The organism is Emergencia sp. 1XD21-10 (genome assembly GCF_009936045.1).
GTDB classification, from domain to species: domain Bacteria; phylum Bacillota; class Clostridia; order Peptostreptococcales; family Anaerovoracaceae; genus Senimuribacter; species Senimuribacter intestinalis.
This window is the reverse complement of record NZ_QWEQ01000011.1, coordinates 14,453-39,888: the sequence shown is the minus strand read 5'-3', so window position 1 is coordinate 39,888 and position 25,436 is coordinate 14,453. Positions and strand designations below refer to the sequence as shown.

The 25,436-nt window shown below is 44.5% G+C and carries 22 protein-coding genes; 19 read left to right on the top strand and 3 right to left on the bottom strand.

Annotation, left to right across the window (positions count from 1 at the left end):
• Positions 1 to 13: 13 nt before the first annotated feature.
• Complete coding sequence (rihC, locus tag D1151_RS08100; protein WP_201759590.1) at positions 14 to 931, top strand: ribonucleoside hydrolase RihC; 918 nt, start codon at positions 14 to 16, stop codon at positions 929 to 931.
• Positions 928 to 1,812 carry a ribokinase gene (locus tag D1151_RS08095; protein WP_160202533.1) on the top strand — a complete coding sequence of 295 codons (885 nt, stop codon included), beginning with the start codon at positions 928 to 930 and terminating at the stop codon, positions 1,810 to 1,812. The genes rihC and D1151_RS08095 overlap by 4 nt, the downstream gene beginning before the upstream one ends.
• On the opposite strand, the gene D1151_RS08090 is transcribed toward D1151_RS08095, so the two are convergent.
• Positions 1,807 to 2,754: an AEC family transporter gene (locus tag D1151_RS08090; RefSeq protein WP_330588317.1), complete on the bottom strand. Its 948-nt coding sequence runs from the start codon at positions 2,752 to 2,754 to the stop codon at positions 1,807 to 1,809. The genes D1151_RS08095 and D1151_RS08090 overlap by 6 nt on opposite strands.
• A gap of 407 nt (positions 2,755 to 3,161) precedes the next feature.
• On the opposite strand from D1151_RS08090, the gene D1151_RS08085 reads away from it, so the two are divergent.
• The 8 genes from D1151_RS08085 to D1151_RS08050 all read left to right on the top strand — a co-directional run bounded on the left by D1151_RS08085 (position 3,162) and on the right by D1151_RS08050 (position 15,605).
• On the top strand, positions 3,162 to 3,617 hold the full coding sequence (locus D1151_RS08085) for a hypothetical protein (protein ID WP_161908553.1): 456 nt from the start codon (positions 3,162 to 3,164) through the stop codon (positions 3,615 to 3,617).
• Between the two features lie 26 nt (positions 3,618 to 3,643).
• Positions 3,644 to 5,482, top strand: a complete 1,839-nt coding sequence (locus D1151_RS08080; protein ID WP_161908552.1) for a zinc ribbon domain-containing protein — start codon at positions 3,644 to 3,646, stop codon at positions 5,480 to 5,482.
• A gap of 11 nt (positions 5,483 to 5,493) precedes the next feature.
• Positions 5,494 to 8,379, top strand: coding sequence for a UPF0182 family protein (locus D1151_RS08075; protein ID WP_243151182.1), 2,886 nt, complete (start codon positions 5,494 to 5,496; stop codon positions 8,377 to 8,379).
• Between the two features lie 102 nt (positions 8,380 to 8,481).
• Positions 8,482 to 10,401, top strand: coding sequence for a glutamine synthetase (locus D1151_RS08070; RefSeq protein ID WP_160202536.1), 1,920 nt, complete (start codon positions 8,482 to 8,484; stop codon positions 10,399 to 10,401).
• Positions 10,402 to 10,424: 23 nt separating this feature from the next.
• On the top strand, positions 10,425 to 11,699 hold the full coding sequence (serS, locus tag D1151_RS08065) for a serine--tRNA ligase (RefSeq protein WP_160202537.1): 1,275 nt from the start codon (positions 10,425 to 10,427) through the stop codon (positions 11,697 to 11,699).
• A gap of 18 nt (positions 11,700 to 11,717) precedes the next feature.
• The gene (locus tag D1151_RS08060; protein ID WP_161908551.1) at positions 11,718 to 12,809 is read left to right on the top strand and encodes a hypothetical protein; all 1,092 of its coding nucleotides are present in this window, start codon (positions 11,718 to 11,720) and stop codon (positions 12,807 to 12,809) included.
• A 96-nt stretch (positions 12,810 to 12,905) separates the two neighbouring features.
• On the top strand, positions 12,906 to 14,441 hold the full coding sequence (gene cls / locus D1151_RS08055) for a cardiolipin synthase (RefSeq protein WP_161908550.1): 1,536 nt from the start codon (positions 12,906 to 12,908) through the stop codon (positions 14,439 to 14,441).
• Positions 14,442 to 14,738: 297 nt separating this feature from the next.
• Positions 14,739 to 15,605, top strand: a complete 867-nt coding sequence (locus D1151_RS08050) for a methyltransferase domain-containing protein (protein WP_160202540.1) — start codon at positions 14,739 to 14,741, stop codon at positions 15,603 to 15,605.
• 54 nt (positions 15,606 to 15,659) lie between these two features.
• On the opposite strand, the gene D1151_RS08045 is transcribed toward D1151_RS08050, so the two are convergent.
• Positions 15,660 to 16,553 (bottom strand): radical SAM protein, encoded by an 894-nt coding sequence (locus D1151_RS08045; protein WP_161908549.1) that lies wholly within the window; start codon positions 16,551 to 16,553, stop codon positions 15,660 to 15,662.
• A gap of 522 nt (positions 16,554 to 17,075) precedes the next feature.
• On the opposite strand from D1151_RS08045, the gene D1151_RS08040 reads away from it, so the two are divergent.
• The 4 genes from D1151_RS08040 to D1151_RS08025 all read left to right on the top strand — a co-directional run bounded on the left by D1151_RS08040 (position 17,076) and on the right by D1151_RS08025 (position 22,034).
• Complete coding sequence (locus tag D1151_RS08040; RefSeq protein ID WP_161908548.1) at positions 17,076 to 18,509, top strand: aminotransferase class I/II-fold pyridoxal phosphate-dependent enzyme; 1,434 nt, start codon at positions 17,076 to 17,078, stop codon at positions 18,507 to 18,509.
• Between the two features lie 79 nt (positions 18,510 to 18,588).
• Positions 18,589 to 19,947 (top strand): sigma-54-dependent Fis family transcriptional regulator, encoded by a 1,359-nt coding sequence (locus D1151_RS08035; RefSeq protein ID WP_161908547.1) that lies wholly within the window; start codon positions 18,589 to 18,591, stop codon positions 19,945 to 19,947.
• Between the two features lie 137 nt (positions 19,948 to 20,084).
• On the top strand, positions 20,085 to 21,017 hold the full coding sequence (speB, locus tag D1151_RS08030; RefSeq protein ID WP_160202545.1) for an agmatinase: 933 nt from the start codon (positions 20,085 to 20,087) through the stop codon (positions 21,015 to 21,017).
• Positions 21,018 to 21,644: 627 nt separating this feature from the next.
• Positions 21,645 to 22,034 (top strand): DUF2500 domain-containing protein, encoded by a 390-nt coding sequence (locus tag D1151_RS08025; RefSeq protein WP_160202546.1) that lies wholly within the window; start codon positions 21,645 to 21,647, stop codon positions 22,032 to 22,034.
• 226 nt (positions 22,035 to 22,260) lie between these two features.
• Here the strand turns inward: D1151_RS08025 and D1151_RS17330 are convergent, their stop codons facing one another.
• Entirely contained in the window at positions 22,261 to 22,557 is a 297-nt protein-coding gene (locus tag D1151_RS17330) for an ATP-binding protein (protein ID WP_160202567.1), read from the bottom strand.
• Positions 22,558 to 22,784: 227 nt separating this feature from the next.
• Between D1151_RS17330 and D1151_RS08015 the strand changes: the two genes are divergently transcribed.
• The 5 genes from D1151_RS08015 (at position 22,785) to D1151_RS07995 (ending at position 25,169) form a co-directional block, all read left to right on the top strand.
• A complete protein-coding gene (locus D1151_RS08015) occupies positions 22,785 to 23,486 on the top strand; it encodes a DUF3990 domain-containing protein (protein WP_201759591.1) in 702 nt (233 codons plus the stop codon).
• Entirely contained in the window at positions 23,449 to 24,081 is a 633-nt protein-coding gene (locus D1151_RS08010; RefSeq protein WP_207708620.1) for a helix-turn-helix domain-containing protein, read from the top strand. The genes D1151_RS08015 and D1151_RS08010 overlap by 38 nt, the downstream gene beginning before the upstream one ends.
• A 154-nt stretch (positions 24,082 to 24,235) precedes the next feature.
• On the top strand, positions 24,236 to 24,553 hold the full coding sequence (locus D1151_RS08005; RefSeq protein ID WP_160202548.1) for a LytTR family DNA-binding domain-containing protein: 318 nt from the start codon (positions 24,236 to 24,238) through the stop codon (positions 24,551 to 24,553).
• 131 nt (positions 24,554 to 24,684) lie between these two features.
• Complete coding sequence (locus D1151_RS08000; RefSeq protein ID WP_161908545.1) at positions 24,685 to 24,945, top strand: type II toxin-antitoxin system RelE/ParE family toxin; 261 nt, start codon at positions 24,685 to 24,687, stop codon at positions 24,943 to 24,945.
• An 11-nt stretch (positions 24,946 to 24,956) separates the two neighbouring features.
• A complete protein-coding gene (locus D1151_RS07995) occupies positions 24,957 to 25,169 on the top strand; it encodes a hypothetical protein (RefSeq protein ID WP_160202549.1) in 213 nt (70 codons plus the stop codon).
• Positions 25,170 to 25,436: the final 267 nt, after the last annotated feature.

The following is a 25,436-nucleotide window of genomic DNA, read 5'->3' as shown; positions in this document are numbered from 1 at the left end:
AAAGGAGAACCTTATGATGAACCCAAGACCGATTATTTTTGATACTGATCCGGGCATTGATGATGCAGCAGCAATTGTCATTGCCATCAGAAATCCAAGTTTAGATGTACGACTTTTGAGCACTGTAGGCGCTAATGTGGAAGTCGAGAAAACTACTGCCAACGCCCTGAAACTGACCGAGTTTTTAGATGTGGATATTCCTGTTGCCAAGGGCTGCGGGCAGCCTTTAATGCGGACGCTGGAACCGTGTCCGGAAATTCATGGGCTCACCGGAATGGACGGTTTTGATTTTCCACCGTTACAGAGAAAACCGTTGGAAAAGCACGCAGTAGAAGCTATGCGCGAGATGATTATGGCAAGCGAGGAAAAGGTTACGCTGGTGGTAATCGGCACCCACACCAATATCGCCATTTTGTTCAGACTGTATCCGGAGGTAAAAACAAAGATTGCCGAAATTGTCACCATGGGCGGAGGTCTTAGCGGAGGAAATACCAATTCTACGGCTGAATTTAATATTTATAATGATCCCCATGCGGCAGCTATTGTTTTTGAATCTGGTGTGCCTATTACCATGCTGGGGCTTAATGTGACAAGACTTGCCCTGCTTCATAGACCGGCGGCAGAGCGCATTGATAAAAGCGGTCCTGCGGGGCACATGTTGTTTTCCCTCTTTGAACATTATAGAGGTGGTAGCCTTGACACGGGACTGATTGTTCACGACGCCTGCACCATTGCATATCTTTTGCACCCGGAGTTTTTCAAAACAGAAATGATGTCTATTGAAGTTGCCACAGAAGGGGTGGCGGCAGGTACGACGGTTTCTGATTTTCGTGCCGTGCGCAATGGAGAAAAAGCAGCAAATATCAACGTCTGCACTGAGGTGGACGCAGAAAAATTTGAAAACTGGTTTGTAGAGGAGTTTTGTAGATGAAAATATTGAATTTTGGCTCTTTGAATCTGGACTATGTTTATCATGTAGAACACATGGTGACTCCTGGTGAAACTCTGGCGTCTACAAGACTTGAAACCTTTTGCGGTGGCAAGGGTCTAAATCAGTCCATCGCTCTTGCAAAAGCAGGGGCAGAGGTTTATCATGCAGGGTGCATTGGAGAGGATGGGGCTATGCTCTTGCAGGCGTTGGAGGAAGCCGGTGTGGAGACTTCATATATCAAAACCCTGCCGGGCAAAACTGGTCATGCCATCATTCAGGTGGACAAAAGCGGTCAGAACTGTATTCTACTCTATGGCGGAGCAAACCGGTTATTGACCGAGCATTACATAAACCAGGTTTTGGAATCTTTTGGAGAGGGAGACGTTTTATTGCTACAAAACGAGGTCAATCTCCTACATGTTATCATTGACAAAGCCTATGAGCGGGGCATGAAAATCATACTCAATCCGTCGCCTTTCGATGATAACTTAAAGTTTTGTGATTTCAGCAAAATTTCCATGTTTTTGCTCAACGAAGTGGAGGGAGAACAGATTACAGGAAAAAAAGAGCCTGCAGCAATTTTGCAGGAACTGGCGCGGCTGTATTCACAGGCAAAGGTGGTTTTGACCTTGGGCGGAGATGGAGCATGCTATCGCGATGAAAGTGTAGAGTGTAGACAGCCTATTTATCCGGTGGAAGTGGTGGATACGACTGCAGCAGGAGATACTTTTACGGGATATTTTATTGCGGCAATGATGGAGGGCAAAAGGGTTTCAGAATGCCTCGACCTTGCATCAAAGGCGGCTTCTATTGCCGTGGGCAGAGAGGGCGCAGCGCCTTCGATTCCCCTAAGAGATGAGGTGTCAGCGCAGCTTTTATAGCAGACCTAAAGTTTTCAGGACGAAAAGCCAGCCTGTTAGGGTAAATGCAAGGAAAAAAGTAGTCAGCATAATGGTGCTGCTGGTTAGGGTACCTTCGTGACCCATGTTTTTTGCCATGATGTAGCTGCTGACCGTGGTAGAAGAACAGCACATGATGAGGATGGAAACTAGTTTATTCCCCGTAAATCCCATGAAGACGGCAATGGGCACGAAGATAAGACCTAGTCCGATTAATTTGATAAATGCGGCGAGACCCGCAGATTTAGCGCTTTTCAGCGCTTTTTTTATGTCAAAGGCGGCGCCCATGGAAAGTAGTCCCAGTGGCGTAGCAAGACGACCAATATTTTCCAGTGTTCTGTCTAAAATTTGCGGCATCGGCAGATTTAAAAGTGCCCAGAATAAACCTAGCAGCACGCCCCAAAGGATGGGATTTTTCAGAATACCGATTCCGGCGGATGCCAGCCGTTTTTTGTCTAGTGTACCGTGAGCTGGTTGGAAGAAAGACAAAAACACCACTGCCATGATATTGTAAAGGGGAACTGAGCCGATAATCATCAGCGGAGCCATGCCGCTGCTTCCGTACAGATTTTGAATGAGTGCGATGCCGAGAATTGCCGCACTGCTGCGATAGGCGGCTTGAATGAATTCGCCGCGCGTGGATTTGTCTGGCAGAAGAAAGGCAATTGCGGCGGTCAACGCGATGGAAAGAGCTGTTGCGGTAAAGCAAAAAAGCACAAACCTGCCGTCCCACAGGCTGTAAAAATCTTCCCTGCATAAATCATAGAAGACCAGCACCGGCAAAGCAATTTGAAAGACGAAGCTGTTCAGCTTTGCAACAAATACTTCATCGAATATCTTAAATTTTGTAAAAACCATGCCCAGCACCAGCAGTAGAAACAGAGGAATAGTCGCATTGAGACAAAAAAGTAAATTCGCCAGCATAGCAGTTGTCCTTTCTAAAAAGATTACTCCTCATTTTACGCCACTTATCAGCAAAGTGCAAGATTTTCCAATTATAATTTTTTTATGGGTGCGCACACTAAGCCTGACAAATAAAAGGAGGGTGAAAACCATGGAAAAGAATAACCAGAAAAACAACAAGCAGAACAACAAGAATAACCAGAAGAACCAGAAGAATTCTGATCAGAGAAACAACGCAGAAAAGAACGAATATTAATCTCTGTGCAAGCGGAAAGAGTCGGATTGATCATCTCTCAAATGAAAGAGCCTGTGAATCCGGCTCTTTTTGTATGGTTTTGTGGGGAAAAAGTTGAAAAAATCGCCTATATCGTTTGCTATCGCTGGAATTTTAGTGTATAATATTATGAAGTCTATCAGGAGGAGAAGCGATGAATGCAATCGGAAAATTCGGGAATTTTATGATGAATCATCAAGTGACAATCGAGATTTTGATGGTGCTGGGTTTGGCCGTGCTTGCCGCAGTGCTGCTGATGCGGGCGACGCTGCATGCAAAGAAGAAACGACAGCTGCTTTCCGAACTCAATGATACGGTCAGCGAGATCAGCGCGGCGGTCAGCAGTCTGAAAGAAAAGAAATCCGAAGTCATATACATAGATAACAGAACAGCAGACAAAGGCACCTGCGAGGCAATCTCTCTGACAGAGAAAGCACCTTCGACAGAGCAGATTTTGACCAGGGCAGCGGAAGCAGCAGAGATGGCTGAGACGGCTGCAACTTTTGACGAGCAACAGGCACCTAAGAAGTATTTTAGTAGAGATTGCTGTGTTTCAAAAAAAGGAAAAACGTACACCATAGAAGAATTAGAAGAACAAATCAAAGAATAAAGAATAGAGTTTGGTAGGAGGCAGCGATGTATTGTAAAGAATGTGGAAAACTGCTGGGCACTGACGACAAGTTCTGCAGCAAGTGCGGCACCAGAGTCGAAGAAGGCGAAGATGCGTTCGTGCCTGCCTTTAAGCAGACCGATGCACAGGCAGCGAAAACAGAAGAAGTGATGATCAGGAGAAGTGTTGCACCAGAACGCTTTGACTGGGATCTGGATGGGTACCCGACAGACAATAAAAAGACCGAGGATATCGACTTCAATTGGGATTCAGTATTAGAAGAAAAACAGCGTAATCTTTTTGCTAGAGAACTTGCGCAGAGTGAGCAGCGGGCGGAAGCAGCAGAGGAAGCGGCAGAAGCGCCAGAAAAAGAGACTGAAGAGACAGCAGAGCCGGAATCTGTCAAAACCACAGGTGATGAAGCCGTTGAACCGGAGCGGCTGTTTGCGGAGATGGGCACCTTTGAAGCACAGGAGCCGACCCGTGTAATGGACAGAGGCGCGGGCAAGGCAGACGGAATAGATAAGTTCTATACTTTCAATCAAAAGAATGCAGCTTTTCAAGCGCTTTTAGATCAGGAATATGAGCGGATTCAGAGTGGGCAGGATTTTGTTCCCAGCTTTATCGCAGAGCAGGAGGCAGAGACGGTACGTGAAGAGCAGCCGATAACTACCAAGGAAAGCAGACATGAGGAATTTGACTGGACACTGCCTGGCGACAAAGCGTTTACCGAAGCAGTTACCGAAAAAATAGAAGAATCAAAAGAGGAATTGTGGTGGGAGAGCGATTCTGCGGAACCGGAAGCCGAGACTGAGCAGGAGGGAACGGAAGTCTTCCCTATAGAGGATCAGTCTCAGGAGGATTCCTACATTGGAGTTGAGCTGGCGAGAACGCCGGAAGGATATCTTGAACTTGATCAGCCGCAGGTAGTACCGCAGCCGGCGGTTGAGACGGGCTTTGCAGAGGCAGAGACATTTCACACCGATGAAGTGCCGACCCTGGAAGAACTTGCGCAGGAAGAAGGTGACGCTGCATCGCAGCTTCCCCCCAGCAGGACTGCGGAAAAGAAAGCAGAAGAAGACCGATCAAGGCTTACTTTTTACGATGTCTTTGGCGCTGATGACGACGATGATGCTGCTGCGGAAGCGCCAAAAAAGAAAGGAAAGGTCCTAAAAGTAATTGGAATTTTCCTTTGCATTTTTATCGTACTGGATTTGATAGCGATAGGAGTTCTGCATTTTGCACCGGACTCGGCAGCTGGCAAGATGATTGACAACGGCTATCACCAGATTCTTGGTATTTTTGCGGGAGAAACCCAAGAAGAGGAGCCACCGCAAGAACCGGTACCAACGGCTAGTGAAATTGCACAGCTTATCGAAGCGAAGAAAGGGCTGGGGACTAATATTGCAGTTTGCGAAGAGGACCAGAATTTGTTGTTTGAAGATGGGAACGACTATGGTTTTGAGGGCTTCAGCAATGCGTATACCTTTGCCGATAAGCCATGGTACACAGATGATGAAGGAAATTCTGTAACCTATGGAGGTGAAATCATAGGCACAGTGATCCAGTTCTACTCCGCTTGGGTAGACAAAATAAATGGAAAGAACGAAGACGTTTTGGATTTTGTAGATGAGACTTCTGCACTTTATTCTGAGATACAGGAGATGAACGAAAGCGAAGATGTTTCATACGGAATCAATAAGCTGGCTATTGGAGATATCCGTGCCGGTGGAGCGGGATTTTACGTTTATGTTTCTGTAGTCAAAGTTGACAGCAGTACAAGCGAAGAATTTACAGAAAAGCAGATTGTCTACATGGAGCCGGTCAATAAGACTATGCAGATTGTAGAAATCAAAACAATTTAGGAGGACTAATTTTGAACAAGAAAAACGCAAAAGGGCAGCGACGGCTTAGCGTAATCATCATGTTTATCGTAATTATTTTAGCCTTATTCTTATTACTGATAAACTTTATTACGGACTGGCTGTGGTTTAAAGAAATGGGATATGTGAGTGTATTCCTGAAACAACTGACGACCGAACTCGAAGTGGGTATTCCGATTTTTGTGATTTTAACACTAATCATGAATTTCTATCTGAGAATGCTGAAAAAAGGCTATTTTAATAAGATTGCATCTCACGAAGCAACTGATATGAAGAAGCTGGGACGTTATACGACACTGATCTCGGCGGCGTTCGGGCTGTTCTCCGCATTCTATGCAGTAAGCAGTTTGTGGTTTGAGATTTTGCAGTTTGCTAACGCAACGGGGTTCGATATCAAAGACCCGTTATTCCATATTGACATTTCGTTCTATATTTTCCAGCTGAATTTCTTAAAACAGCTCAACGAAATGTTTATCGGCATGGTGCTTCTGATTATTGTAGTTACCGTGATTTACTACTCTATCCTGCTGTCCGTGCATACGCCGGATATGTTTAAGGAAGAGGAGACTCCGCAACAGGAGCCTGAATTTGACAGTGAAGAACGCTATGACGGCGGAGACAACCCGTTCTCCGGCATGGGCGGTAACAGTCCGTTTGACAAAATTTTTGAAGCTTTTACCGGAAAGAAGGCACAGCCGAGAGCGGCAAAACCAAAGAAACAGTTTGACGACAACAATTTTAAGCAGCTTCTGCACATTGCCTCCGGTCAGCTGACCTTCTTGGGCGTAGTATTCTTCCTGATGGTTGGAATCAACTTCTTCCTGAAGCAGTTTGACTTGCTCCACACCCATACAGGTGCAGTATACGGCGCTGGATTTACCGATGTAAATATTACCCTTTGGGTCTACAGAGCTCTTTGCGTACTGGCGGTGCTGGGTGCAATTACTGTAATCATTCACATCAAAAAGAAGCAGTTCAGAAAAATTTTCACGATTCCAGTGATTATGATTCTGATTGGTGCGCTGGGAACCGGAGCAAGCTATCTGGTGCAGAACTTCATTGTGTCGCCGGACGAGATTAACAAGGAATCCAAATATCTGGAAAGAAATATTGAGTATACTCAGTATGCTTACCAGCTTGACAATGTTTCCGTAAAATCATTCGATGCAGACAATTCTCTGACCAGCGAGGATATTGCAGGAAACTCTGAAACTATTGAAAATATTCGTATTAACGACTATGAACCTGTAAACACTTTCTATAATCAGACGCAGAGTATCAGACAGTACTACAAATTCAACGATGTTGACGTAGACAGATATATGGTAAACGGGGAATATACCCAGACCTATCTGTCCACTAGAGAAATTGACAAAGAAAAGATTCAGGATACTTGGCTCAACAGACACTTGAAATACACCCACGGTTACGGTATCGCGCTGTCCAGAGTAGACGCAGTAACCCAGAGCGGTCAGCCCGACGTTCTGATTAAGAACATTCCGCCGCAGTCCTCCATCGAGGAAATCTCTGTGGAGCGCCCTGAAATTTACTTCGGCGAAATGACCAACGACTACATTTTGGTCAACACCAGCGAAGAAGAATTTGACTATCCTGACGGAAGCGCCAACCAGTACAACAAGTACGAGGGAGAAGCCGGCATCAAGCTGAATATGCTCAACCGTGTTATGTTTGCCATCAAAGAGCAGAGCATGAAACTTTTGGTTTCTTCCAATATTAAGAGTGATTCCAGAATCATCATCAACAGAAACGTGATGGATCGCGTACGGAAAATCATGCCGTATCTGAGTTACGAGGAAGATCCGTATGCAGTGATTGCGGACGGCAAGGTTTACTGGATGCTGGATGCTTACACTACCAGCTCCTACTATCCGTATTCTGAGCCATATTCTGGTAAGAATGGAGATATCAACTATATCAGAAATTCTGTAAAAGTAGTCATCGACGCATATAACGGCGATGTAAACTTCTACATTGTAGATGACACCGATCCGATTGCAAAGACGTTCCAGAAGATTTATCCGGCGCTGTTTAAGGATTTGAATGAAATGCCGGAAAGCCTGGTAGCTCATATCAGATATCCGAACACCCTCTTTGCAATTCAGGCAGGCGTATACAGCCGTTACCACATGGAAGACGTAAAGGTATTCTACCAGAACGAAGACGTTTGGGATATCGCTGATGAAATCTATGGACAGGATCAGCAGAAGATGTCGCCGAATTACTATATCGCAAAACTGCCGGGCGAGAACAGCGCTGAGTTCTTTAACTCTCTGCCATTCACACCGAAGTCAAAGCAGAACATGACTGCTTTGATGGTGGCAAGAAACGATGGCGAACATTACGGTGAACTGGTGCTGTACAGCTTCCCGAAGAGCAAGACTGTATACGGTCCGATGCAGATTGAAGCGCAGATTAACCAGAATCCTGAAATTTCCAGTGACTTTACGCTGTGGAGTTCCAGAGGCACGACATATAAGAGAGGAAACCTCTTCGTCATTCCGATTGAGTCTTCACTGCTTTATCTGGAGCCGGTTTATCTGGAGGCTGAAAACTCCGCAATTCCGGAAGTAAAACGTGTTATTGTTGCTTATGATGACAAGATTGCTTACGAGGAAACCTTAGCGGAAGCTTTGGAAGCATTGTTTGGAGAGGGAACCGGTACAAAGGCACCTGTGGATAACAATGGCGATGACAACCAGAATGGAGGTCAGAGCAGCTCCGAAAAAACTACAGCTGACTGGATTAAACAGGCATCTGAAAGCTATGATAAAGCGCAGGATGCGCTGAAAAATGGAGACTGGGCAAAGTATGGGGAGTATATGAAGTCTCTGGAAGAAGCTTTGAACAAGTTAGCATAATTAAGAGTGAATTTGGGAGATTGGGGCATTCGCGCGCGGATGTCCCATAACCCGTTATTCTATATAATTTTTTAGATAATCTGGCTTATAAAGGAGGACGATATGCTGGACTACGATTTAGATAAAATGTTGTTTACGATTCCTGCAGCAAACCATTCAGCGCAGGAGATTACAAAGATATTAAAGGAACATCCAGAAGTCCAATTCGTTTCCCTGGTGGGAATTGATATCGGCGGTCACGATACCGACGAAAAGATTCCCGTAAATTTGTTCCTTGAAGACATAGATAAGATGCTGGCAGGCGGTGTGCAGACTGATGGATCCAGTGTAGCACTTCCGGGTATTGCAGTACTCAATAATGCAAAGATTGATATCATTCCGGATCTTTCTGTGAACTGGTATGTGGATTATAATTTCAGTCACTTAGGATACCGCACAGGACTCCCTATCGGAACTCTTAGAATTCCATCCTTTTTGGTACACAACGACAATTTTGAGGTTGGATCCAGAGTTGTGCTTCGCGATGCGCTCAATCACTTTAAGAAAAAGCTGATGGAAGAACTTGCGGCATATCCTTACGTATTTGAGTATATCAATGGCATTGACAGTGTAGATGACATTGAAGATTTGGTGCTGACCAGTGCCACTGAACTGGAATTTTGGGTAAAAACCCCAGATGACAAAGGGGATAGAGAGCAGCTGTTTACAGCGCAGGTTTTGAAAGAACAGTATTGGAAGCGTACTTACGGAGAGGTGAGAACCGCCCTGGAAGAGACGCTGATGCTATTAGATAAATATGGCTTTGAAGTAGAGATGGGACACAAGGAAGTCGGCGGCGTCAAGGCAAAAATGGGTCACAGCGGGCATTACGACCACGTCATGGAGCAGCTTGAAATCGACTGGAAGTATGCAGATGCAATGCAGGCTGCAGACAATGAGAATCAGGTGAAGTACGTGGTGAGAGACATCTTTACTAAACACGGTCTTGATGTAACCTTTATGGCGAAGCCTTTTGAGGGCGTTGCGGGAAGTGGTGAGCATACCCATCTGGGTCTTGCAGCCAAGCTGAAAAATGGTAAGATGGTCAGCATGTTTGCGCCGGCAGATTTCAGTAAGGATTTTATGAATCCACTGGGTTACGGCGCGCTGATGGGAATTTTGAAGAACTATGAGGTAATCAATCCTTTCGTAAGTTCATCAAATGACTCCCTTAACCGTCTGAAGCCAGGCTACGAAGCGCCGGTTTGTATCGTTACCTCCCTGGGCAGAGCTGTGACAGAGCCATCCAGAAACAGAACCGTTTTGGTGGGTTTAATCAGAGACCCGAAAAATCCGATGGCAACTCGATTTGAGCTTCGTGCGCCAAATCCGAAGAGCAACACCTATCTGGTGATTGCAGCTTCCTATATGGCAATCTTAGATGGTGTGCATGCGGTTCTTGCTGCAGGAAAAACGCCAAAAGAGCTGGAGGCTTCCATCTCCAAAAAACACGGGCAGGATGATTTTTATCTGGAAACAGAGCGGGAATATCGCAGTGAGTATAACGTGTTTGAAGATTTTACAGAGGAAGAACGTGACCACCTCTTTGGTCATGCGCCTGCAACGGTTTGGGAAAACCTTCGTGCATTTGATGAACACCCGGAAAGACTGGCAGTGTTTAAGGAAGGAAATGTCATGCCAGACATTGTTCTGGAGTCTTACCGTGAGCAGACCTTGTCACAGTGGAAAACAGAGCTGCATGACCGAATTATTCCGGATACGATGAATTTTATCAGGAGCTGCAAGCAGGTACATAATCTTGACGATTTTTCCGATTATGATATCAAAAACTGGATTGAAATTGATCGAATCAGACATGAGATTGCCAAGGACACTATCACAGAAAAGTGTCTGCTGACAAGAGCAAAGAATGCGCTGGACGAGGGTGACTACGATCTGGCATCAGATTTACAGCTGGAAATTCAGCAGAAAGTAAACCTGCTGAGCAGCCTGTATATTAGATATAAGAAAAATTTGCTATAGTAAATGGTAAAAGGAGTGTAACCATGTTAGATATTAAACGAATCAGAGAAGATTTTGAAGGCGTAAAAGCCAGAGTAGAGTTTAGAGGCAAAGGCGACTTCGGTATTGATAACGTAAAGAAACTCGATGAGCAGAGAAGAGAGCTTTTAGCAGAAGTGGAAGCGATGAAAAATAAGCAGAATACCGTTTCCAGAGAAATTCCAAAGCTGAAAAAAGCAGGAGAAGATACTACTGCGATCATGGCAGAGATGAAGGAACTGTCCGGTAAGATCAAGGAACTGGACGGACAGCTTTCTGTCTTGGAAGAAGAACTGAAAAATGCGCTGCTCAGCATTCCGAATACACCGTACAAAGATGTACAGTTTGGCGAAGACGACAGTGATAATGTAGAGGTTAGAAAGTTTGGCGAGCCGACAACCTTCGATTTTGAACCAAAAGCCCACTGGGATGTAGGTGAAGATCTGGACATTCTGGACTTTGAGAGAGCTGCAAAAATTTCCGGCGCTAGATTTACAGTATATAAGGGACTTGGGGCAAGACTGGAGCGAGCAGTGATCAATTTTATGTTGGATCTGCACACCATCGACCAAGATTACACCGAAATTCTGCCGCCGTTTATGGTGAACAGAGCTGCAATGACTGGAACAGGTCAGCTGCCGAAATTTGAAGAAGATATGTTCTACATTCCGCAGAAAGACTTTTTCTTGATTCCAACTGCTGAGGTTCCTGTAACCAATCTCCGGGGCGGCGAAATCATGGACGAAAAGGAACTGCCGGTCTACTATACTGCGTATACTCCTTGTTTTAGAGCAGAAGCAGGCTCTGCGGGAAGAGATACCAGAGGTCTTATCAGACAGCACCAGTTTAACAAGGTGGAGCTGGTAAAATTCGTAGACCCGGAAACTTCCTATGATGAACTGGAAAAACTCACTGCTGATGCAGAGGAGGTGCTGAAAATCCTTAACATTCCATATAGAGTGGTGAGACTCAGCTCCGGTGATTTGGGCTTCTCCAGCGCCATGACTTACGATATTGAAGTCTGGATGCCAAGCTACGGTAGATATGTAGAGATTTCTTCCTGTAGTAACTTTGAAGATTTCCAGGCTAGAAGAGCAGGCATTCGTTTCAGAAGAGAAAAAGGAAAGCCTGAGTTTGTCCACACTCTCAACGGCTCCGGTCTTGCAGTCGGCAGAACTGTAGCTGCGATTTTGGAAAACTATCAGCAGGCTGACGGCAGCGTAGTGATTCCGGAAGCGCTCAGAAAGTATATGGGCGGTGCAGAGAAAATCACAAAATAAGGAAGAAAAGAGATAAAGATGTTTAAATTACCAAAATATATTGAACCGGATTTTTCCCAGGAAAAGTTCGTAAACGCACCTAATGCCAAACTGGTGGCAGCGCCTGTGGATAAAGCTGCACCGGCGGGATTTCATGCTACATCTATTTACCCGGAATATTTTAAGGTCGGTGGTAAATGGTATTTGGCAGAGGACAGCCGTATGGACAGCGTGCCGGTCTTTGAAAATGGCAAAATTTTTGTAAGAGAATTTAGAAATCTGAAGCAGGGAGACCAGGTTGTTGTTGGGCGCAGTGAGGATTGTGAAGAGGGAATTTATGTTCACGCTGACTGTTTTGAAAGAGAAGAGGCGGGCAGAGCCCAGACCTTTGCATTCCGCCAGAGCAGAAGCAGGGAGACGGGTTTCAGCTATGACTATGAACAGCTTGTGGAACTTTTAAAATATGAAAAAGCACATAATGGCTATATCGTTTGGGTGCTGGGTCCTGCCTGCTCCTTTGATGCGAAAGCCAGAGAGTGCTATGAAAAACTCATCGAGTCTGGCTATGTGCAGGCGATTCTGGCAGGAAATGCACTGGCAACTCACGACCTTGAAGGTGCTTACCTTGGAACTGCTCTGGGTACTGATATTAAAACCCAGGCGCCGTATGTCAATGGACATTATAATCACCTGGATACAATCAACTGTATCAACACCCACGGTTCTATCCCGGCTTTTATTGAAAAAGAAGGCATTAAAAACGGAATTATTTATTCCTGTGTAAAGAACGATGTTCCGTTTGTTTTGAACGGTTCTATCCGTGATGACGGACCGCTGCCGGAAGTATATGAACATACTTATGTAGGGCAGGATACGATTCGATCCCATGTCAGAAAAGCGACTACAGTAATCGGCATGGCGACAGTTCTGCACACCATTGCTACAGGTAACATGACGCCTACCTACAGAGTGCTTGCAGATGGAACGATCAGACCAGTATATTTTTATATGGTAGATACTTCTGAATTTGCAGCAAATAAGCTGGGAGATCGAGGAAGTCTTGCAGCAAAGGGCATTGTAACCAACGTGCAGGATTTTCTGAACAATGTTTGTCAGGGTCTGAACCTGTAAAAGTGAAACGAGCTTAGAGATAAAGCGATTTTGGCGGGCGGTTATCGCCCGCTTTTTCTAGGAAATGATGTAGTAATTGGGAAAGGGAATTTAGCAATGAAAACGACTGCCGGAAAGATTTTTGGCAAAATAGTGAATCGAATGACGATTACCGGATTTTTGATTCTGATACAGCTAGTCTGGTTTGGCATAGCGCTGATGGCGCTGACGGAGTACAGCACCTGGGTTTCTTTGGGATTTAGTGTTGCTTCGATTTTGATGGCACTGTTCATTACCTGGAGAGATGATAATCCAGCATATAAGACGGCATGGATTCTCCTAATATGTCTGCTGCCTGTGCTGGGTGCGGCGATGTATGCGTTTTTTGGAAATAAGCGACCTGCCAGATGGCTAAAATGGAGAATTAATCCGCAGGAGGAGCTGCACAGAAAGGATTTGCAGCCAGAGGACGATTTGACGGATCTGGCACCCGGCAGACTTTTGGATACAGTGGATTACATAGCTGCAAAAGGCGGCTTTCCGGCATGGAAAGGAACGCAGAGCAAATATTATGCCTTAGGTGATGACGTTTACGAGGATATGCTTTTCGACCTGCGCAGTGCACAGAAGTTTATCTTTATGGAATATTTTATCATTTCACGAGGCGAAATGTGGGATGGCATTTTTGAAATCCTTAAAGAAAAAGCTGCTGCCGGGATAGACGTGCGCCTGATTTACGATGATGTAGGCAGCATGAATTTGCTCCCGAAGGGTTTTGAGAAAAAATTGCGCCTGGCAGGAATTAAGGTACTTAGTTTCAATACAATGAGACCGTTCCTGTCGCTGGTATACAACAACCGAGACCACCGAAAGATTACCGTCATTGACGGGCAGGTGGCTTATTCCGGCGGCTACAATATTGCTGATGAATATATCAATAAAATTGAGCGTTTTGGACACTGGAAAGATTCCGGAATTCGGCTTGCGGGACATGCTGTATGGAATTTTACAGTGATGTTCCTCAACATGTGGAACGCATTTTTGCCTACGGAAGAGGATTATAGCAGGTTCAGACCTCACGCCGGGCATCCGGCACCTTTTGGCGGGGAGGGTATCGTGCAGCCTTACGGCGACTCGCCGCTGGATGACGAACCAGTAGGGGAAAATGTCTACCTGGAAATTCTCAATCAAGCGGAAGATTATGTGTATATTTTCACGCCATATTTGATTATCGACAATGAAATGAAGACAGCGCTGGTGCTTGCGGCAAAGCGGGGTATCGATGTGAGGATTGTAACGCCAGCTATTCCTGACAAGAAAATTGTATTCCGGCTGACTCGATCTTACTATGAGCCGCTCATCAAAGCAGGTGTCAAAATTTATCAGTACACGCCGGGCTTTATCCATGCGAAGAGCTTTGTCAGTGATGATAAAGTCGCTGTGGTGGGAACGATTAATATGGATTACCGAAGCCTGTTTCTTCATTTTGAGTGCGGCATTTTGCTGTCAGGCTGTCAGGCCGTGCTGGACGTGAAGAGGGACTGTTTGGAGACCTTTAGGGTGTCACGCGAGATTCATCATGAGGATTGCAAGCGCAGCTTTTGGGGACTTCTCTACGACGCAGTACTACGAATGCTGAGCCCACTGATGTAATGACCTGGCAGGTCACTGGCGATGAGAGTGGCTGTATTGGTCGATGTGCATAATTTCTTGATTTTTTTCTAAAATATGCATGATTAAAGTGATAAGTGTGCATATTTTGAGGAGAAGCTTTGAAAATATGCATGTTTATCTGAATTGTAAAGGATTTATGAAGATGTTTTGGCGTCATTTATGCATAAATTCGTTGATTTTAACGAAAATATGCACGATGTTTATAGAAAATGTGCATATTTTTGATGAAAACTCCGGAAATATGCAATTCGTCTGCATGACAAAGGGAGTGTCACAATGGAAAAGATTGATAAGTTTTACGAAGTGAAAAGCCTATTCCAGTGTCCCAGATGCGGAAAGAAAATCCGCTTTCATGGGGGTGGTTTGGTATGCAAGAAAGAGCACCGTTTTGATATTTCGGCAAAGGGCTATGTGAACCTTTTGCAGGAAAATAAAGTGTTAAAAGGCTATGATAAGGAGTTTTTTGCCAGTCGCTATCGGTTTTTACAAGCAGGATATTACAGCCATATTATGGAAGAAGTTGTGGGAACAGTGGAACGCCTGGTGCAGGAAAGGGCGGCGCAGAAGCAGACGGAGGATGAAAATTTTGTCGTGCTGGATGCTGGCTGCGGAGAAGGATATTATGCCGCGCAGCTTTCTGAAAGGCTAGGGAGCAGTGGGCAGATTCTGGCATTTGATATTTCAACAGAGGCAATCAAGCAGGCGGCAAGAAGTCCGCAGCCTGTCAAATGGATGGTAGCTGATATCACCAATATCCCGATGAAGGACCAGAGTGTGGACTGTATTTTGGATGTTTTTACACCGGCTAACTACAAAGAGTTTGTGCGGATTTTGAAACCGGGCGGTGTGCTGGTGAAGGTCGTGCCAGGTGCTTCTCATATGTCGCAGCTGCGCAAGGCGGCAGCACCGCTTCTTCGAAATAAATCCTATTCCAATGAGGAAGTACTGGATTATTTTGAAAAAAATTTTGCGATGATAGGCAGAACGCTTGTCAGCAAAACTTTGGACATTGGAAAGGAACACCTTGCAGACCTTGTGCGAATGACACCGCTACTCTTCGATGTGGACAAGAGTAGACTGGACGTAAGCGGCATTAGGGAGATTACCGTGGAGGCAGAAGTATTGGTGGGAGAATCGCGTTAAAATTGTAAAGACATTGTAAAGCAAATGATTGATAAGTTGAAGGGTTTGACGTATCTAAAACAGTGACAGCTGCTGGCCGTCATCGACAGGCTGCAGGAGGTTTTGGGGCAAGCGGTGTCCCATGGTCAGATCATACTTTGCATTGATTTTTGAGAGCTTTTGATAAAAGCTCTTTTTGTATGCCTTATCTAAGCCGCCTCTGCCGTAAAAGGTCAAAAATGCGTCCATTTTTTCGGGAAACTCCGTGTGAAAAAATTCGAGGAAATGGTCTCTGGTTTTTCCTTTGAGATTCAAAAGACCAGGCAGGACGTAGTCCACCTTTGCGTCTGCGCCGCCTGCAAAAAGACTTTCCAGATTTTCATCACTGTCGCTAAGGAGCGGAATGATGGGCATGGTATGAAGACCGGTATGAACCTTTGTGGGTGCAAAAGCTTTGAGCATTGCAAAACGGCGGACAGAGGACACACCGCCCGGTTCCAGTTTTTTACGAAGCTGTTCATCAGTCGTGGTGATGGTTGCTGCTACGTTGACATAGGTGATACGGGAAAGCTGCTCGAGAAGGTCAAAGTCCCGCAAAATCAAATCTGATTTAGTGGAGATGATGCAAGGCGTTTTGTGCTGGATTAAGAGTTTCAGGATTTCTGGCATAAGCTGCATATCAGCTTCAATCGGCTGATAGCTGTCAGTAATTCCGCCGATGTTGACTACTTCGCGCTTCCACTGGGGCTTTGCAAGCTCTGCAGCAAGGCGGTCTGCTACATTTTGTTTGATATAAATGGTGTCAAAAAAACGATTGTCCTCCATATAGTCATGGGTGTATAGGGCATAACAGTATCGGCAGCGGTGCGCACATCCGCGGTAAATATTCAGGTCCCAATGAAAGGGCAGATATCTGCTGTTAATCCGGTTCATTGCAGATTTACAGGTAATGGGTTTGTAGTATGCCATGGGATTTCCTTTCTGTCTTGGTGGGCGTGTTGCAGATAAAATAAGTATAGCACAAAAGAGGTGGGTTGAACATGGAGAAGACAAAATTATAGCAGCAACAAAAGTTGGTATGATGACCTTGCGGGAAGAGCCTTGGAGCAGCTGGGAATTGAAAATGACTTGATACCATCGCAGGCACGACAAACCCATGAAAGAACAGGCTATAAGTTGTATACGCCAACTTTACGTCTTTATTTTTCTTTTCTTGCGTTGGCGTTTTTTGAGGGAAGGGCGCAATACTTGCAAAAAAATCCTCTCAAGTTGGCGGATTGAAATATCTGCTTGCATCGGCACGGATATTGTTTGTGCTTGTCGTAGAAAAATGTTTCTTAGAAGACCGCGTCGCTTTAATGGGGATGTTTCATGCCTTTGCTGTGTCTTCGCAGGGGTTGGTTCTTGCCAAGCGGTGCGGGCAATGATAAAATGAAATCAAATAGTGAAAATAAACCAAAATGAAAATAAACCAAACATACGGAGATGAACATGGACAGGAAACAGAGCATCGCAGATTTTTTGCAGGCACATGGGCAGACGGAGCCAGTGTCTTTTCACATGCCGGGGCACAAAGGTGCGGCAATTTATAGGGAAAATGGGTATGGGGAATTTCTTGACCATTTTATGGACTGGGATATTACAGAAATACCAGGGGCAGACAATCTTTTTCAGGCGGAGAGTATTATAGCGGAAACGATGAATCGGTATAAGACGATGTATGCTTCTAAAGAAAGTTATCTGCTTATCAACGGCAGCAGCGCAGGGCTGATTGCGGCTATTATGACTGTGGTACCAAGGGATGGCAAGCTGATCATGGCAAGAAACTGTCATAAATCGGTATTTAACGGTTTGATGATGGCAGGTGGGCAGCCGGTCTATGCGCATCCTGAATTGATAGAAGAATATGAGATTTCCGGAGAGATTACCCCGGAGGAGATCGAAAGGTGTTTGGTACAGCATCCTGACAGCAGCGCAGTGCTTTTGCCGAGTCCTAATTATTATGGGATCTGCAGTGATATAGCTGCCATCGCCGAAGTTGTACATCGTGCGGGAAAGATTCTGATTGTCGATCAGGCACATGGTGCGCATTTGAAGTTCTTCGATGCTTTTGCCGGTACGAAAAAAGCGGGAGAAAATCTGGGGGCAGACATCGTGATTAACAGTACCCATAAGACGCTGACGTCTTTTACCCAGAGTGCTGTGGCAAACCTTTGCTCAGACCGAATTGACAAGTATGATTTTGAGGATAAGCTGCAGCTTATTGAAAGCACCAGCCCGTCCTATCTTTTAATGGCGTCGCTGGATATTAATGCTGACCTTCTCGAAAGGAGAGGTGAAACATTGATTCGTCAGTGGAAAGAGGATTTACAGTATTTTTATGGAAGGGCTGCCGACATTAATGGGCTGCGGATCATGCGGCATCCGCTGCTTGACGATACAAAGATAAATCTGGACATGAGTGCCTACGGAATTTCCGGATTGGAACTTGAGGAACTGCTCATGGAGCAGGGGATTTTTGCAGAACTGGTTACTGGTAATATTGTGATGTGCATGACTGGAATCGGAAATAGGCGATGTGACTATGAGAGACTGCTTGATGCTCTTCGGAAAATTGCTACAGCGCATTCTTTGGTGCCGGAAAGGGCATGTGAACAGGCAGCGCGTGATGTAAACGGAGCGTGGGATTTTCAGAACCTTGCGCAGCGTCCAGTACCCAAGGAGAAGGAGCGAATTGCGCTGGAAATGGCGGCGGGCAGGGTGTGTGCATCGTCAGTGATTCCATATCCGCCGGGGATTCCGATTCTTTGTCCGGGGGAAGTGATGGACAAATCGGTAATAGACTATGTAAAAGCGCTGCGAGAGGCAGGCGAAAAGGTAATCGGTATAGATGATTTGGGCAGAGTCACAGTAGGAAAGGAGTAACGGATGACAAAGGTTACACTGATCGGAAACAGAATGGGAAACTTTGAATTTTTGAAAATTCAGTAGGAGTGGAGCAGCAATGCAGATTAACAGTTTGGAAAAATTTGCCAATCTTTACGGCAGAATTGATGCGATTTTGATTGTAAATAAAGAAAATATCATCGAATACTCTGCGATGGTGACTGAGGACAAAGAGTATCTGCGCACCGATGATATTTTAGGTAAAAATCTTTTTGCGGTATATCCTGAACTGAATGAGGGCAACAGCACCCATGCAAAGGTCATGGCGACGGGACTTCCGGTACTGAATCAGAAACAGACCCTGACGGAGCCGTCCGGCAGACGTCACACTACGATGACCAGCACATTCCCCATAGAAAATAACGGTGAACTGATTGGCAGTATCGATCTTTCTGTAGAGTTGCCTGACGATACGGACGATATTTCAAAGAAAAGGAAACTCTATACGGCGGATGATATCGTGACGCAGAATCCGGATATGGAATATATGAAGGAAAAGCTTTTGAAAATCGCGAAAAACGATTCGCCGGTCATGGTGATTGGAGAGTCAGGAACGGGAAAGGAACTCATTGTCGAGGCAATTCACAGTCATGGAAGGCGGAAAAAGAGACCGTTCATTTCCCTTAACTGCGCGGCTATTCCCGATGCACTCATCGAAAGTACGCTTTTTGGAACGGTAAAGGGTAGCTTTACCGGTGCGGAAAACAAGAAGGGGCTCTTCGAGCTTGCCGATGGCGGTACCTTGTTTCTGGATGAGGTTAATTCCATGAGTCTTGAACTGCAGGCGAAACTTTTGAAGGCGGTAGAAGAGCAGCGATATATGAAAGTGGGTGCGGAATCTTACACGGAGGTAGACACGCGACTGATTTCTGCCATGAACGTTAGTCCGAAGGAGGCAATCGGCAGTGGAAAAATGCGGCAGGATTTATTTTATCGTCTCAGTGTGGTGCAGCTTTTGGTGCCGCCGCTTCGCAAACGAAGGGAAGATATCTCGCTGCTGAGTTCTCATTTTATTGGGCAGTATAATAAGCAGATGGGAAAGTCTGTGAAGGAAGTTAGTCCTTTTGCAGAAAAGGTGCTGCAGGATTACAGCTGGCCGGGCAATGTGCGGGAACTTAGGAATGTGATGGAGTCCGCATTTAATCTGGTCGAAGGCGATGTCATCGGACTGACCGATTTGCCGGATTATTTGATTTCAGGAAGCGGCATGCTGGGCGAAAGCGGCAGTGCGGAGCCTTCCGGCAGTCTGGCAGAAATGATGAACCGTTATGAAAAAGAAATTCTGGAAAAAACTTTAAGGAATGCTTCCTCTTTGAATCAGGCGGCTACAAGCCTGCAGATTACCAGACAGGCACTGAAGTATAAAATTGAAAAGCTACAGATTGATTATCAGACGCTGCTGAACAGGGTGTGGTAAAAAATTTTACCTTTCTGTTGTAAATTTTTTTTCATAGACCGTCGGAGTAGTTGAAAAATAGTTGAAATGAAAAGGTTTCTGTTCTGGCACGGTTATTGCTAAAATTGTATGGCAGTAAATGAAAAGGAGTGAATATAATGCAAGTAAAAAATGAATTTGCAAAGAATAAAAGTTCATGGTGTGGTCTGAACCGCCCAGAGATGAAAGAGGAAAATGCCGATGTGGTAATTTTTGGTATTCCATATGACGGAGGCGTTAGTTATCGTGGCGGCGCAGCAGAGGCGCCGCAGATGCTGCGCGCAAATACCCTTCATTCTACTCCATGCACAGAGCGCCTTGCGTGGTTTGATACTCTGAATGTAGTAGACGGTGGAGACTTTGAGGGCAGCGACAGAGAGGAAGTCTTTGCAGAGGTACAGAAATACGTAGCGGATTTGGTACGTAAAGGCGTTCGCTTTACCATGGTTGGCGGTGACCATTCTGTGACCATTCCGGTGGAGAGAGGCATTAACGATGCAGTCGATGAAGAATTTGGTATTATTCACATAGATGCACATATGGATTTGTGCGAGGCGCTGGAAGGCGACTTGCTCTCTCATGGCAGCACTGAGCGCAGAGCGCTGGAACTTTCTCACGTAAAATCGCTGGAAAATTTGTACTTTATTGGAATCCGTTCTATCGAGCCAGATGAGTTTGAGCTTTACAAGGAAGGTAATATACAGGTGAAAACCGCTTATGATTGCTACCATGAGGGCATTGAAGCGGTGGCTGCTGACTGCATCGAAAAGATGAAAAAGTTCAATCAGGTTTATTTGACTTTCGATATTGATGCACTGGATCCGGCTTATGCTGCGGGTACAGGAACGCCGCAGTTTGGTGGGCTGACTTCCCGTATGGCGCTGACTCTGCTGGAAAAGCTGTTCCGTGGACTGAACATTATGGCTTTTGATGTTGTGGAGATCGCACCGGCGCTGGACCCGTCTCTTGCCGCAATGTTCGCAGGGCGGAAGCTGATTACGGAAGGCTGGGGCTACTGGGCGGAAGGGCTTGGAAAGCTGGAAAGGAAATAGAAAGAGAAACTGCTGCGTGAGGAAATTTGCGCAGCAGTTTTTTTGAGGAGGATATGCTAGTGTTGAATTTGTCAACGTTTCTGAGATTTTTGTGGCTGTACTGTACTGTGCCGTGGGTGCTACGGGGGATTAAGTACTGAACGCCAATTAGGCATGATTTTTTTGAAATTTTTGCGTTAGCACTGGCAAATCCGCCAATTTCAAGGAAAAATTATGGAATTCTTGCGGCGAAGTGAAGTGAGAACGGCTCAACCCTTCAAAATCAACAGGTTTTCGCGCTGGCATTCATTAAAAAATCCCTTGATTTGGCGTTCGCCGCCGCTTTCTTAAAATAACTTCCTTGAGTTGGCGTATTACAAGGAGCGGTCGCAAGAATTTGAAAAAATTTGTGCGAAGTTGGCGGCGCAGACGTTGCAGATAGTGCGTGGAGGGAGGGTGGCAGGCTATAACGAAGGGGAACAAAGCGATAAGCAACAAGAGATTGGCAGACTTCGGGCTAATTCCCATGCTTGACTATTGATGCGAAAGCATCTATTGAGTTTTATATGATGATTATGATATAATAAAAATGATAGAAATTGTTCGTCTGGTGTGAAGATTGCGGAGTAGAGAGGAGCAATATATAAAATGTATTATGGTGATGGATTTAGTGCATTTGGAGTTATGTTTATAGTCGTGTTTGTAATCGTAATTGGAACCTTTATTGTCACGGCAGTAAAGGGTGTCAGTACATGGAATAAGAACAATCAGTCGCCGAGGTTGACGGTGCCTGCGAAAGTGGTTTCGAGGAGGACGGCGATTTCTCGTCATAATCATGCAACAGGCGGTGAAGCCTGTGGGACTGTAACTACTTCATCTACGAGGTATTATGTGACATTTCAGGTCGAAAGCGGAGACCGTATGGAGTTATCCGTAAATGGACCGGAATACGGCATGTTGGCTGAGGGAGACGTAGGGGAACTGACTTTTCAGGGAACCAGATATCTGTCCTTTGAACGATGGAGGGAAGAAAGATAAGAACATGATATTATAGAACTGTTTTTTATTTATACATGTCCTGTAGTGTGACAAGCATAACTTCACCTTGTTTTGCAAAGTCTTGCAGCCCTTGGATGAATCCGCTCTTCGAGAAAATAGGGTAATGATATTTAGACCCTTGGCAAAGACTTTCGCGTAAAGAAAAAGATATTCACGGCACACCGGCTTAAAAATAAGACCCATGTAATCAGAAAATATTTACTGATTACAGAATCGTAAATACGGTCAATATGACCCGCACTGATGGCTGATATGTTTTGCAGTACAACAATACCAAAAACGAAAGAAGTTTCTCATATATTGCTTTCGATAAAGCTTCTAAATTTTCCTGGGAAGAAGCATTGAGAGCGGAGAAAAAGATGGCCGGTTTATCTTTGCAAAATTGGTTAATCAATGCGGTCTTGCCAACACGGCGACGCCCATAAATTATGATACATTCAAAATTGTTTTTACTATATTGTTTATTTAAATTCTGAAGTTCATAATCTCTGCAGTAAAATATGTGAAGTTCTCTTTGCTATTAAACTCTAAAGTTTTAAACTTATAAGTTTGTTCTAAACGGCTGGAAGATGAAAGTCAATAGAGGGTTGGAAAGAAGCTACGCAAGTTTTTGAACGGCGGTTTTTTCTTGTGGGAGTGGAATTAGCGGGGCTGAGGGCTTGACAAACTGATGCCACAGTATTACAATGAAGAAAACTGATACTGTGGTATTATAGATTGGAGAGGTTTATGAGTAAGGATATTACGATTTATCATGGATCACAGCAGATTGTTGAAATTCCTACGTATGGCATTGGAAAGTCATACAATGATTATGGGCAGGGATTTTATTGCACTGAGAATATGGAACTGGCAAAGGAGTGGGCATGCCCTATAAAAAGGGACGGTTATTCTAATCAGTACATCCTTCATACTGATGAGATGCAAGTGATGCATTTGACAAAGGGGAACTTTAACATATTGAATTGGCTGGCAATTCTTTTGAAGAACCGCAAGTTTGATATCAACAGTAATATAGCAAGAAGTGCGAGGGAGTATCTGCTGGAGTATTTTTTGCCCGATACCAAGGGTGTTGATATCATGGTGGGGTATCGAGCAGACGATTCTTATTTTTCTTTTGCGGAAGATTTTATTAACAATACCATTTCGGTACGAGATTTGGGTGTTGCTATGGAACTGGGAACTCTTGGCGAGCAGGTTGTGCTGCTTTCTCCTGCAGCATTTAGCAAAATTGAGTTTGTGCAATATGAAATTGCCGACTATCGGAAATACTATTACAAGCGCGCTCAAAGAGACAGCTTGGCGAGACAGAATTATCAACAGAGAAAGAAAAATCCTGCGATGCTTCGAGAAGATTTGTTTATACTTGATATTATTAGAGAGGATATGAAAAATGATGACCCCCGTTTACAATGCCACATATCTGAGTAAGGCTGCGAAATCAGTCGGAAATATGCTTCATGACGCTGTAATAGAGTTTGGTTACAAAGGAGACGAATTTCTCCATATGTTTATTCAGTCAGGAATTGCGGAAGAGATTGAAAGCGGAAATCCGAAATATATTGCGGGCAAAAGCGGCATAGAACTTTTTTCAGAAGTTATGGAACGGACTGTGGGAAAGCAGATTGACGCAGACGTTATTGAAACCTATGAAAAATCTGATGTGTATTGGATTGGCTGGGCACTGACTCATTATCAGTGGTATTCAGGACGTAGCTTCAAGGATATTTTAGAGACGGTATCCTTCGATGCCCTGCAGGGGCTTTACGACACACTACACGAGACCGATGTACGGAAATTTTATGAAGTACTGGATGCTCATTTTGCACAGACAGGCAGTAAACTGAAGATTGTTCGTAAAGATTGCGGCCTTACGCAAGAAGAACTTTCCGGGTTGTCCGGTGTTTCAATCAATACCATTCGTGCCTATGAGCGGAAAAGCAAGGACATCAATAAGGCTCAGGCGGAAATTGTCGTTCGCCTGTCCGGGGCACTGAAATGCGAGATGATGGATATTTTGGGGTAGGCGGAGCTGATTGTTTTTACTATTAAAGAAATATAGAGTAAAGAACTACAGAAAACTATTGTAGTTCTATTTTTTTTGGAAAATAGCAAAGGTGAGTGTTTGGCGAAGGGAGTACAAGAAAAATTTAGATGATTAACATTACGGATTGTTACATTTGGAAAATAAAAGCGGTCGCTTTGTGATTCCCTACAGCAGAATTTATTACTTTGAAAAACAGAAAAGGCAGGTGCTGGTACGTGGAACCGGCGGACAGGTGCTTTGCAGCTTTTACGGAAAGTTTGAAGAAATGGAAGCGCTACCGCAAAATTTTCTCCGCTGTCATAACAGCATGATTGTCAACATGGGCAGGGTCAGCGCCATAGAAAAAAGTAACTTCCTATTAATAGATGGAAGTTTTGTATCAATCAGTCGTACATATTTGCAGGAGAGCAGACTGGGTTTTGCCAGATATTGCATGCCGGATGTGCGGTGAAGTAAATATCTCGTTTTGAGTCTCAAGAATTTATTTATTACAAAATAAATTCATAAATTTATAGTGATTTTCTTAATAGAGTATTGTATAATGAACTTAAAATAGGGGGATTAGTTGGATGGAGGTAAGAAATGATTGTTAGATATTCTAAGCGTGCAATAAAATTTCTAAATAAGCTAGACAAAAAGTCTGTTCAACGTATTAGAGATGCAATTCATGGACTGACGAAAACACCGCCTGTTGGAGATATTAAGCAGATGCAGGGAAGTCAAGATGAGCAAATGAGACTAAGAGTCGGGACTTGGCGAGTTATTTATAAATATGGAATTAAAGGTGATTTGGAGATATTGTTCATACTTGATATAGGAAATCGAGGAGATATTTACAAGTAAGGAGGTAACTTATGTCTAATATAACAATAGAGGCAGCTCGTTTAATGGAGAGCTTACCTGAAAGCGAACAAAACTTTGTACTTGAGTTCATCAAGAAACTGGTTCTAGCATGGGATCCGGACTATACAAAGCTCACTGCTTCTGAAGCGGAAGCGTTAAAGGAAGCGGAGCAGAGCGGGTTTATTGATGAAACAGATATCGATTGGTCGCAGATTGGAATTTAACGATCATATATTTATTAACGTACATTTAACCCGCCTTGTGCATTTGCAGGCGGGTGTTTTTATGGTGTGTATAGCCTCCTCCATAGATGACTCATAAAGACGGCTGATAAAGTCGGTCCATGAGAATGGTCGCCGCATCACGCCTCCCCCCCATCTGGCGGAATGAACCAATCCCTTGCCGCATATGTTGTTACGTACATAATTTATCCAGAACATGTAGGAAAATTCTGTGAAATGCGGTTTTCTTGTAAAAATGTAATGATTTTT